General features: G+C 55.7%; 10 protein-coding genes and 1 rRNA gene. 8 read left to right on the plus strand and 3 right to left on the minus strand.

The features are described from left to right. Nucleotides 1-24 precede the first annotated feature (24 nt). The 5 genes from hemE to ABK821_RS23530 all read left to right on the plus strand — a co-directional run bounded on the left by hemE (nt 25) and on the right by ABK821_RS23530 (nt 3,567). Nucleotides 25-1,089, plus strand: a complete 1,065-nt coding sequence (gene hemE, locus ABK821_RS23510; protein WP_138362644.1) for a uroporphyrinogen decarboxylase — start codon at nt 25-27, stop codon at nt 1,087-1,089. 9 nt (nt 1,090-1,098) lie between these two features. Beyond that, complete coding sequence (gene nfi, locus ABK821_RS23515) at nt 1,099-1,770, plus strand: deoxyribonuclease V (RefSeq protein ID WP_395034190.1); 672 nt, start codon at nt 1,099-1,101, stop codon at nt 1,768-1,770. A gap of 42 nt (nt 1,771-1,812) precedes the next feature. Next, on the plus strand, nt 1,813-2,403 hold the full coding sequence (locus tag ABK821_RS23520; RefSeq protein ID WP_308565104.1) for a YjaG family protein: 591 nt from the start codon (nt 1,813-1,815) through the stop codon (nt 2,401-2,403). Nucleotides 2,404-2,589: 186 nt separating this feature from the next. Next, nucleotides 2,590-2,862 carry a nucleoid-associated protein HU-alpha gene (gene hupA, locus ABK821_RS23525; protein WP_004097675.1) on the plus strand — a complete coding sequence of 91 codons (273 nt, stop codon included), beginning with the start codon at nt 2,590-2,592 and terminating at the stop codon, nt 2,860-2,862. Nucleotides 2,863-2,874: 12 nt separating this feature from the next. Next, entirely contained in the window at nt 2,875-3,567 is a 693-nt protein-coding gene (locus ABK821_RS23530) for a DUF1481 domain-containing protein (protein ID WP_142503345.1), read from the plus strand. Nucleotides 3,568-3,570: 3 nt separating this feature from the next. On the opposite strand, the gene ABK821_RS23535 is transcribed toward ABK821_RS23530, so the two are convergent. Next, nucleotides 3,571-4,047 carry a zinc resistance sensor/chaperone ZraP gene (locus tag ABK821_RS23535; RefSeq protein WP_138362646.1) on the minus strand — a complete coding sequence of 159 codons (477 nt, stop codon included), beginning with the start codon at nt 4,045-4,047 and terminating at the stop codon, nt 3,571-3,573. 254 nt (nt 4,048-4,301) lie between these two features. On the opposite strand from ABK821_RS23535, the gene zraS reads away from it, so the two are divergent. Together zraS and zraR are read left to right on the plus strand one after the other, a co-directional pair. Then, nucleotides 4,302-5,693 (plus strand): two-component system sensor histidine kinase ZraS, encoded by a 1,392-nt coding sequence (gene zraS, locus ABK821_RS23540; protein WP_395034191.1) that lies wholly within the window; start codon nt 4,302-4,304, stop codon nt 5,691-5,693. After that, nucleotides 5,690-7,021 carry a sigma-54-dependent response regulator transcription factor ZraR gene (gene zraR, locus ABK821_RS23545; protein ID WP_395034189.1) on the plus strand — a complete coding sequence of 444 codons (1,332 nt, stop codon included), beginning with the start codon at nt 5,690-5,692 and terminating at the stop codon, nt 7,019-7,021. The genes zraS and zraR overlap by 4 nt, the downstream gene beginning before the upstream one ends. Here the strand turns inward: zraR and purD are convergent. Both purD and purH read right to left on the minus strand, forming a co-directional pair. Continuing rightward, on the minus strand, nt 7,018-8,307 hold the full coding sequence (purD, locus tag ABK821_RS23550; protein WP_142503334.1) for a phosphoribosylamine--glycine ligase: 1,290 nt from the start codon (nt 8,305-8,307) through the stop codon (nt 7,018-7,020). The two genes, zraR and purD, sit on opposite strands and share 4 nt — an antisense overlap. Nucleotides 8,308-8,322: 15 nt before the next feature. Continuing rightward, complete coding sequence (gene purH / locus ABK821_RS23555) at nt 8,323-9,912, minus strand: bifunctional phosphoribosylaminoimidazolecarboxamide formyltransferase/IMP cyclohydrolase (protein WP_343179033.1); 1,590 nt, start codon at nt 9,910-9,912, stop codon at nt 8,323-8,325. Nucleotides 9,913-10,536: 624 nt separating this feature from the next. On the opposite strand from purH, the gene ABK821_RS23560 reads away from it, so the two are divergent. Further along, nucleotides 10,537-10,758: ribosomal RNA gene (locus tag ABK821_RS23560) — 16S ribosomal RNA — on the plus strand; the annotation flags it as partial.

A 10,758-nucleotide genomic window follows, 5' to 3' on the forward strand; every position in this document is an offset into this window, starting at 1 on the left:
CTGACGCAATGAAGGAACTGCAAAATGACCGAACTGAAGAACGATCGTTACCTGCGCGCGCTATTGCGCCAGCCGGTTGATGTTACCCCGGTGTGGATGATGCGCCAGGCAGGCCGCTATCTGCCGGAGTACAAAGCCACCCGCGCACAAGCAGGCGATTTTATGTCGCTGTGTAAAAACGCCGAACTGGCGTGCGAAGTCACGCTACAACCGCTGCGGCGCTACCCGCTTGATGCGGCGATCCTCTTCTCGGACATTCTGACCATCCCGGATGCGATGGGGCTGGGACTCTATTTTGAGGCCGGGGAAGGCCCGCGCTTTACTTCGCCAGTCGCCAGTAAAGCGGATGTCGATAAGCTACCGATTCCTGACCCGGAAGACGAACTGGGCTATGTGATGAACGCGGTGCGTACGATCCGCCGCGCGTTGAAAGGTGACGTTCCGCTGATCGGTTTTTCCGGCAGCCCGTGGACGCTGGCGACTTACATGGTGGAAGGCGGCAGCAGCAAAGCCTTTACCGTCATCAAAAAAATGATGTATGCCGATCCGCAGGCGCTGCATGCGCTGCTCGATAAGCTGGCGAAAAGCGTCACTCTGTACCTCAACGCGCAGATTAAAGCGGGCGCCCAGTCGGTGATGATTTTCGACACCTGGGGCGGTGTGCTGACGGGGCGCGATTACCAGCAGTTCTCGCTGTATTACATGCATAAAATCGTTGACGGTCTGCTGCGGGAAAACGACGGTCGCCGTGTACCGGTCACGTTATTCACCAAAGGTGGTGGCCAGTGGCTGGAGGCGATGGCGGAAACCGGGTGTGATGCGTTAGGCCTCGACTGGACAACTGATATTTCTGACGCGCGCCGTCGCGTGGGCCATAAAGTGGCGCTACAGGGCAATATGGACCCGTCCATGCTCTATGCGCCACCGGCGCGCATTGAAGAGGAAGTGGCGACGATTCTCGCCGGATTTGGCCAGGGTGAAGGCCACGTCTTTAATCTTGGACACGGCATCCACCAGGATGTACCGCCGGAGCACGCGGGCGCATTTGCTGATGCGGTACACCGCTTGTCAGAACAGTACCACCGCTAAGGAGTCATGATGGATCTCGCGTCGCTACGCGCTCAACAAATTGAACTCGCCTCGTCGGTGATCCGCGAGGATCGCCTTGATAGCGATCCGCCGGATCTGATCGCCGGGGCGGATGTTGGGTTCGAGCAGGGCGGTGAAGTGACGCGAGCGGCGATGGTGCTGTTGACGTATCCAGCGCTTGAGCTGGTGGAATACAAAGTGGCGCGTATCGCCACTACCATGCCGTATATCCCCGGCTTCCTCTCCTTTCGCGAGTATCCTGCGCTGTTGGCGGCGTGGCAACAGCTGTCGCAAAAACCGGATTTAGTCTTTGTCGATGGGCACGGTATCTCTCACCCGCGTCGTCTGGGGGTGGCAAGCCACTTTGGATTGATGATGGATGTACCCACCATCGGCGTAGCGAAAAAACGGCTGTGCGGCAAGTTTGAGCCGCTTTCCGCCGAACCTGGCGCGCTGGCCCCGCTGATGGACAAAGGCGAGCAGTTAGCCTGGGTCTGGCGCAGCAAAGCGCGCTGTAACCCGCTGTTTATCGCCACCGGGCATCGCGTGAGTACCGACAGCGCGTTGGCGTGGGTGCAGCGCTGTATGCAAGGCTACCGTCTGCCGGAACCGACGCGCTGGGCGGATGCGGTGGCATCAGAGCGTCCGGCGTTTATGCGCTGGCAAGCAAATCACGACTAATTCAGGTACACTGCGGCTCATTTCTGACTTCGAGAATTCATCATGTTACAAAACCCGATTCACTTGCGTCTGGAGAAGCTGGAAAGCTGGCAGCACGTCACCTTTATGGCCTGCCTGTGCGAGCGGATGTACCCCAACTACGCCATGTTCTGCCAGCAAACAGCGTTCGCTGATGGTCAATTGTATCGCCGAATCCTCGATCTGATCTGGGAAACGCTGACGGTGAAAGATGCAAAGGTCAATTTTGACAGCCAGCTGGAAAAGCTGGAAGAGGCAATTCCGGCTGCTGACGATTTTGACCTGTACGGCGTTTACCCGGCGATTGATGCCTGCGTTGCATTGAGCGAGCTGCTTCATTCGCGGCTGAGTGGGGAAACCCTCGAACATGCCGTTGAGGTCAGTAAGACATCGATTACCACGGTTGCAATGCTGGAAATGACCCAGGCGGGTCGTGAAATGAGCGATGAAGAGCTCAAAGAAAATCCGGCGGTGGAACAAGAATGGGACATTCAATGGGAGATTTTCCGGCTTTTGGCCGACTGTGAAGAACGCGATGTTGAACTCATCAAAGGGCTTCGTGCAGACCTCCGCGAGGCCGGTGAAAGCAATATTGGTATAAATTTTCAGCAATGAGACCAGAAAACGTGATTTAACGCCTGAATTGTAGCGTCTGAAGGCTTCCATTCCGCCCCCCGTCTGGTCTACATTTGGGGGGCGAAAAAACGTGGCTATCGGTGCGTGTATGCAGGAGAGTGCTTTTCAGGCATTTCCGTCGCACTCGATGCTTAGCAAGCGATAAACACATTGTAAGGATAACTTATGAACAAGACTCAACTGATTGATGTAATTGCGGACAAAGCTGACCTGTCCAAAGCACAGGCAAAAGCTGCCCTGGAATCTACCCTGGCTGCAATTACTGAGTCTCTGAAAGAAGGTGATGCTGTTCAACTGGTTGGTTTCGGTACCTTCAAAGTGAACCACCGCGCTGAGCGCACTGGCCGCAACCCGCAGACCGGTAATGAAATCAAAATCGCCGCAGCTAACGTACCGGCGTTTGTTTCAGGCAAAGCACTGAAAGACGCAGTTAAGTAAGACCGCGTGGCAGTGTACAGTTTTATCGAAGGGGCTTGTCAGCCCCTTTTGTCTGCCTGGCGTCGTGTGTCGGCGCTGGTGGGGATATTGCTGCTCACTGCCTGCAGCCACGACACTTCTCTCCCGCCGTTTACTGCAAGCGGCTATGCGGATGATCAGGGGGCGATGCGTATCTGGCGCAAAGATTCTGATGGCGAGGTTCATCTTCTTGCCGCTTTCAGTCCGTGGCGTCATGGCAATACCTCAACCAGCGAGTACCGTTGGCAGGATGGCCGGCTCGCGCTGATTGAACTCAACGTCTATGGTAAACCTCCGGAACATATTCGTGTCCGTTTTGATGCGCAGGGTGAACTCAGCTTTATGCAACGTGAAGTCGACGGGCAAAAGCAGCAGCTTTCCAGCGAACAGATCGCGCTATACCGCTATCGTGCGGAACAAATACGCCAGACCAGCGATGCGCTGCGTCAGGGACGCGTGATATTGCGCCAGGGGCGCTGGCATGCCAACCATACGGTAACGACCTGTGAAGGTCAGACCGTGAAGCCTGACCTTGATAGGTGGGCGTTAGCCCATATTGAACGCCGCCAGAATCACTCATCCGTGCCGGTCAACGTGGCATGGCTGGAAGCACCGGAAGGATCTCAGCTGTTGCTGGTGGCAAACGAAGACTTCTGCACCTGGCAGCCGACGGAGAAACACTTCTGAATTTTACCAGTTGTACATTCCTCTGTGACCGTGAAAACCGCCGTAGCAGCCACCACTACTCGCCATACCTTCCCCACGAGAAATACCTGCCTGCGCCAGGGCGACATCAAATTTAGCCCGTTGCTGGGCGAGCTGCTGACCAAGCGTCTCCATCTCCTGGGAGACGGATTCAATTTTTGCGCTGTCCGGTTTATCCGAGGTTAATAACGCGTTGTATTCGTAGCGTTTTGAGAGGAGCTGCTGCCGTAGCGCGCCGGTTTGCGTATAAAAATCGTTATAAAGTTTCTGCACAGTAGCCTGCTGTTCGTTAGTTAACTGACTGTAGTCCTGCGGGCCCATACCGTATCCCTGTGGGCCCATACCGTAGGCCTGCGGACCCATACCGTAACCGTCATTCCAGTGTGCCCAGGCGGTACCGCTGCCAAAAGTCAGGGCAGCGAGAGCGATGAGCGTCAGAGTCAGTTTTTGGTTCCGTTTCATGGTTTATTCCCCTCTTGTTTTATGGTTAATTCCGTATTTGCATCTTCCGTGCCGAACCGAGAAATCCACGGGATATAAGACCTTTCCGAGCATCTGCAGATGATTAACGAGTAAAAATGACCCGCAACGCCTTTTGCCATGCGTCATTTTTACTCGGCTGTCTTGCCGGTTTATGCCTGAAAGCAGGTTTGCCCCGCCGGGAAGATGGCATGATTTCTGCTGGGATAATCGGTATCTGAGGAGAAGGAGTGGCAATGATCGTGATGCGGTTATCAAAGGATTCCGTCGCCGTTGGGCTAAGCTGGTTATTGACGGGCCTTATTTTTTTGCTGGTGAGCCTGTTTTCCGTGCTAATCGTGCGTGATTATGGCCGTGAGAATGAAACCGCGTTGCAGACCATTCAGGAAAAGGGCAGCGTACTGATTCACGCTCTGGAGTCCGGCACCCGTGTTGGCATGGGAATGCGTATGCATGATACCCAGCTCCAGACGCTACTGGAGGAGATGGCCTGGCAGCCCGGCGTTCTCTGGTTCGCGTTGACGGATGAGAACGGCAAAATTATCGCCCATAGCGATCCGCTAAGGGTAGGTGAATCGCTGTATTCCGCGAGCGTGATGCGTGAGTTGCATATTAGTAATGAGCCGCGCTGGCGGAGGCTTCAACAGCCGGAACCCGCGGTGGAAATTTATCGTCAGTTTCGCCCGCTTAACGATGATGGCGGGCATCATATGCGCATGATGATGCAACGCGAATCTGCCGATCAGGCGATTAAAACGCCTCAGGTTATTTTTATTGCCTTTGATGCGCGTGAACTGGATACCGCTGAGGCTCGCGGCCTGCGTAATATGATCATAATGCTCTGCGCGGCAGGCGTGGTGATGGCGGCAACGGTACTGGCGCAGTTCTGGTTTCGTCGCTATCAGCGTTCGCGTAAGCAACTGCAGGACGCGACGGCACGTAAGGAGAAACTGGTGGCGATCGGGCATCTGGCGGCGGGCGTCGCACATGAAATTCGCAATCCACTGTCATCCATCAAAGGGCTGGCAAAGTATTTTGCTGAACGTACTCCGCCTGACGGCGAAGCGTACCAGTTAGCTCAGGTGATGGCGAAAGAGGCCGATCGCCTGAACCGGGTCGTCAGCGAGCTGCTGGAGCTGGTGCGTCCCGCCCATTTAAAATGGCAGTCGGTAGATCTTAATGAGGTGATCGCCCATTCGTTACAACTGGTTAGCCAGGATGCCGCCAGCCGGGCGATAAAGCTCCAGTTCGCGGCGCAGCCTGCCCTATGCCGTATCCAGGCCGATCCGGATCGTTTGAATCAGGTTCTGCTGAACCTGTATCTCAATGCGCTTCAGGCCATGGGGCGCGATGGCGTAATGACGGTGACGGCGAGTGAATGCGGCGACGGACGAGTGAAAATCAGCGTCGCGGATAGCGGCAAGGGGATGACGGCGGAGCAGCTACAGGCCATCTTTACCCCGTATTTCACCACTAAAGCTGATGGCACCGGGCTTGGCCTGGCGGTAGTGCAAAACATTGTTGAGCAGCACGGCGGAACGATTCACGTCGAGAGTAGCCCTGGTAAGGGCGCGGTATTTATTCTCTATCTGCCGGTTAACGGGCAACAGAAGGATGAGCAAGGATGAGTGGCAAGCAGGTCGATATTCTGGTGGTGGATGATGATATCAGCCATTGCACTATCTTACAGGCGCTGTTACGGGGCTGGGGATACCGGGTTGTGCTGGCCCATAATGGCGTACAGGCGCTGGAGCAGGTACGCCAGCGGGTATTTGATTTGGTGCTTTGCGATATCCGTATGGCGGAGATGGACGGCATCGAAACCCTGAGAGAGATCAAAGCCTGGAATCCGTCGATTCCGGTGTTGATCATGACCGCGTATTCCAGCGTTGGTACCGCAGTGGAGGCGCTGAAATCCGGCGCGCTGGACTATCTCATCAAGCCGCTGGATTTTGACAGTCTGCAACAAACGCTGGTGCAGGCGCTGGCGCACACGCGCCAGCCAGAAAACGCGTCTTCTCCCGGTCCGGCGACGCAGTTTGGCATGGTGGGCGACAGTCCGGCGATGCGGACGGTGTTGAATAATATCGCGCTGGTTGCGCCGTCGGATGCCACCGTGCTGATTCAGGGGGAATCGGGCACCGGGAAAGAACTGGTGGCGCGGGCGTTGCATGCCGCCAGCGGGCGCAGCCACAAACCGCTGGTGACGCTCAACTGCGCGGCACTTAACGAGTCTGTGCTGGAGTCAGAGCTGTTTGGCCACGAAAAGGGCGCCTTTACCGGCGCCGATAAACGGCGCGAAGGGCGCTTTGTGGAGGCTGACGGCGGTACGCTGTTTCTTGATGAGATTGGCGATATCTCGCCGCTGATGCAGGTGCGCCTGTTGCGGGCGATTCAGGAGCGCGAAGTGCAGCGTGTTGGCAGTAACCAGACACTTTCTGTCGATGTGCGGCTGATTGCCGCTACCCATCGCGATTTGGCTCAGGAGGTGAACGCGGGGCGTTTTCGCCAGGATCTCTACTACCGTCTGAATGTCGTGACCATCGATGTGCCGCCTCTGCGCCAGCGGCGTGAAGATATTCCGCAACTGGCGCACTATTTCAGGCAACGTTACGCTGAACGAAACCGCAAGACGGTGCAGGGGTTTACGCCGCAGGCGATGGATCTGCTCATTCACCACGACTGGCCGGGAAATATTCGCGAGCTGGAAAACGCAGTGGAGCGGGCGGTGGTTCTGCTTACCGGGGAGTATATTTCTGAACGCGAGCTACCGTTGGCGATTACTGGTGCGTCGATCCCAGCATCGTCGCTATCTGAGGAAGTTATTCAGCCGCTGGTGGAAGTGGAGAAAGAGGTGATTCTGGCGGCACTGGAAAAAACGGGCGGCAACAAAACTGAAGCCGCCCGCCAGTTGGGCATTACGCGCAAAACGCTGCTGGCAAAACTCAGCCGCTAGTTCTGCTCACGCTCAATGGCGCGCCAGCCGATGTCTTTGCGGCTAAAGCAGTTATCCCAGTGGATATCTGCCATCAGCGCGTAGGCACGCTGCTGTGCTTCGGCAACGGTATGGCCTAGCGCAGTGGCGCACAGTACGCGACCGCCGCTTGTAACGACCCGGTCATCTTCCGCCAGTTTGGTTCCGGCGTGGAATACCTTACCGTCCGCCACCTCTGCCAGCGGCAGACCGTGGATCACATCGCCTGTGCGGTAGTCACCCGGATAACCGCCAGCCGCCATCACCACGCCGAGCGATGCGCGCTCGTCCCACTCGGACGTTTTCTCGTCCAGCTTACCGTCGCAGGCGGCCAGACAAAGTTCAACCAGATCGGATTTCATACGCAGCATGATTGGCTGGGTTTCCGGATCGCCAAAGCGGCAGTTGAATTCGATAACTTTCGGGTTGCCCTGTTTATCGATCATCAGCCCGGCGTACAGGAAGCCGGTATAGGTATTGCCTTCCGCCGCCATGCCTTTGACGGTTGGCCAAATGATACGCTCCATCGTGCGCTGATGAACCTCGTCGGTCACCACCGGCGCCGGAGAGTAGGCGCCCATACCGCCGGTATTCAGCCCGGTATCGCCATCGCCGACGCGTTTGTGATCCTGGCTGGTGGCCATTGGCAACACATGTTCGCCATCGACCATCACGATGAAGCTCGCTTCTTCACCGTCGAGGAACTCTTCGATCACGATACGGTGTCCCGCGTCGCCAAACGCGTTACCCGCCAGCATGTCATGAACGGCGGCTTCGGCCTCGTTCAGCGTCATGGCGACAATCACGCCTTTTCCGGCGGCCAGTCCGTCGGCTTTAATGACGATCGGCGCGCCTTTCTCGCGCAGGTAGGCCAGTGCGGGCTCAATTTCCGTAAAGTTCTGATACTCCGCCGTCGGAATTTTATGACGGGCGAGAAAATCCTTGGTGAAGGCTTTGGAGCCTTCCAGCTGTGCCGCGCCTTCGGTTGGGCCGAAGATTTTCAGCCCTGCGGCACGGAACGCATCCACTACGCCAATCACCAGCGGCGCTTCCGGGCCGACGATGGTCAGGTCAATTTTTTCGCTCTGAGCAAAGTTCAGCAGCGCGGGAATATCCGTGACGCCAATAGCCACGTTCTTCAGCGTCGGTTCCAGCGCGGTCCCCGCGTTACCTGGGGCGACAAAAACGGTATCAACCAGCGGCGACTGCGCCGCTTTCCACGCCAGGGCGTGTTCGCGCCCGCCGTTGCCGATTACTAATACTTTCATTGTCTGCTCCGTGAATTAATGGCGGAAGTGACGCATGTTGGTGAAGATCATCGCGATGCCGTGTTCGTCAGCGGCGGCAATGACTTCATCATCACGGATGGAGCCACCGGGCTGGATCACGCAGCTCACGCCAACAGCGGCCGCAGCATCAATACCGTCGCGGAACGGGAAGAACGCGTCAGAGGCCATTGCGGAACCTTTTACTTCCAGTCCTTCATCGCCCGCTTTAATACCGGCGATCTTCGCGGAATAAACGCGGCTCATCTGGCCCGCGCCAATACCGATAGTCATATTCTCTTTCGCGTACACAATCGCGTTGGATTTCACAAACTTCGCTACTTTCCAGCAGAACAGCGCGTCACGCAGCTCTTGTTCGGTCGGCTGACGTTTGGACACTACGCGCAGTTCGCCTTCGGTCACCATACCCAGGTCACGATCCTGAACCAGCAGACCGCCGTTGACTCGTTTGAAGTCCAGGCCCGGGACGCGCTCGGCCCACTGACCACAGGTCAGGACGCGCACGTTCTGTTTGGCGGCGGTAATCTTCAGGGCATCTTCAGATGCGGAAGGCGCAATGATCACTTCGACAAACTGACGGGAGATGATGGCCTGTGCCGTTTCGGCATCCAGTTCGCGGTTAAACGCGATGATGCCGCCGAATGCGGAGGTCGGGTCAGTCTTGTATGCGCGATCGTAAGCGTCGAGAATAGAAGTGCTTACCGCCACGCCACACGGGTTAGCGTGCTTCACGATGACGCAGGCGGGCTCGCTGAACTCTTTCACACACTCCAGCGCCGCGTCGGTATCGGCGATGTTGTTGTAGGAGAGCGCTTTGCCCTGTACCTGCTGCGCGGTCGCAACAGATGCTTCTTGCACATTCTCTTCTATATAGAAGGCTGCCTGCTGGTGGCTGTTTTCGCCGTAGCGCATATCCTGCTTCTTAATGAAGTTCAGATTCAGGGTACGCGGGAAGCGGCCAGCGGCCTCTTTGCTTTCACTGTGATATGCCGGAACCATGCTGCCGAAGTAGTTGGCAATCATGCTGTCGTAGGCAGCGGTGTGTTCGAAGGCTTTAATGGCGAGATCGAAACGGGTATCAAGGGTCAGTGAACCATCGTTGCTATCCATCTCTTTAATAATGGCGTCGTAGTCGCTGCTCTTTACAACGATAGCGACATCTTTATGGTTCTTGGCAGCGGAGCGCACCATGGTCGGGCCGCCGATATCAATGTTCTCTACGGCATCTTCCAGCGAGCAGCCTTCACGAGCGACGGTCTGGGCGAACGGGTACAGGTTAACAACAACCATATCGATTGGCGCGATACCGTGTTGTTGCATAATGCCATCATCCTGACCACGGCGACCGAGAATCCCGCCGTGTACTTTCGGATGCAGGGTCTTCACGCGTCCATCCATCATTTCCGGGAAACCGGTGTAATCGGAAACTTCGGTCACCGGCAGACCTTTATCTGCTAACAGACGGGCAGTGCCCCCTGTAGACAGCAGCTCCACACCGCGTGCGGAAAGTGCCTGGGCGAATTCGACGATACCGGCCTTGTCAGAAACACTGAGCAGAGCGCGGCGGACTGGACGACGTTGTTGCATGGTAAATCCCCTGGATTTGACTATTACAGAGAGAGCGTTAGCTGAATTCTTCATGAAAAACTCAGCTAACGCCCCTTACGGGGCATCCTTGTTTTGCGGTGGCATTGTAACGAAAACGTTTGCGCAACGCTCGCGAATTTTTCTTTTTCCATTCGATACCCTTTTATTCCTGTATTGAGCGCGTCTTTATTAAGGAGAGATTCAGGAAATGATCGCCAGGATTGTGGATAACTCTGTGTGTAAAAGGGTATAAGGCGGGGTTTTGCTGGGGAATGCAGCAGTCAGTCATTTTTCTGTCATTTTTCTATTGCGGCCTGCGGAGAACTCCCTATAATGCGCCTCCATCGACACGGCGGATGTGAATCACTTCACACAAACAGCCGGTTGATTAAAGAGAAAAATCCTGAAATTCAGGGTTGACTCTGAAAGAGGAAAGCGTAATATACGCCACCTCGCGACAGAGCGCTAAAGCGCGTCGCAACTGCTCTTTAACAATTTATCAGACAATCTGTGTGGGCACTCAAAGTGACATGGATTCTTAATGTCTTCGGACAATAAATGAATACCAAGTCTCTGAGTGAACACGTAATTCGTTACGAAGTTTAATTCACGAGCATCAAACTTAAATTGAAGAGTTTGATCATGGCTCAGATTGAACGCTGGCGGCAGGCCTAACACATGCAAGTCGAACGGTAACAGGAAGCAGCTTGCTGCTTTGCTGACGAGTGGCGGACGGGTGAGTAATGTCTGGGAAACTGCCCGATGGAGGGGGATAACTACTGGAAACGGTAGCTAATACCGCATAACGTCGCAAGACCAAAGAGGGGGACCTTAGGGCCTCTTGCC

The sequence above is a fragment of the Klebsiella sp. KE9456 genome, from assembly GCF_043832615.1.
Classification (GTDB): domain Bacteria; phylum Pseudomonadota; class Gammaproteobacteria; order Enterobacterales; family Enterobacteriaceae; genus Klebsiella; species Klebsiella indica.

What these genes read in the sequence shown, in the direction of transcription:
- hemE (WP_138362644.1), top strand. Translation starts at nt 25, where the DNA reads ATGACCGAACTGAAGAACGATCGTTACCTGCGCGCGCTATTGCGCCAG.
- nfi (WP_395034190.1), top strand. Translation starts at nt 1,099, where the DNA reads ATGGATCTCGCGTCGCTACGCGCTCAACAAATTGAACTCGCCTCGTCG.
- ABK821_RS23520 (WP_308565104.1), top strand. Translation starts at nt 1,813, where the DNA reads ATGTTACAAAACCCGATTCACTTGCGTCTGGAGAAGCTGGAAAGCTGG.
- hupA (WP_004097675.1), top strand. Translation starts at nt 2,590, where the DNA reads ATGAACAAGACTCAACTGATTGATGTAATTGCGGACAAAGCTGACCTG.
- ABK821_RS23535 (WP_138362646.1), bottom strand. Translation starts at nt 4,047, where the DNA reads ATGAAACGGAACCAAAAACTGACTCTGACGCTCATCGCTCTCGCTGCC.
- zraS (WP_395034191.1), top strand. Translation starts at nt 4,302, where the DNA reads ATGATCGTGATGCGGTTATCAAAGGATTCCGTCGCCGTTGGGCTAAGC.
- zraR (WP_395034189.1), top strand. Translation starts at nt 5,690, where the DNA reads ATGAGTGGCAAGCAGGTCGATATTCTGGTGGTGGATGATGATATCAGC.
- purD (WP_142503334.1), bottom strand. Translation starts at nt 8,307, where the DNA reads ATGAAAGTATTAGTAATCGGCAACGGCGGGCGCGAACACGCCCTGGCG.
- purH (WP_343179033.1), bottom strand. Translation starts at nt 9,912, where the DNA reads ATGCAACAACGTCGTCCAGTCCGCCGCGCTCTGCTCAGTGTTTCTGAC.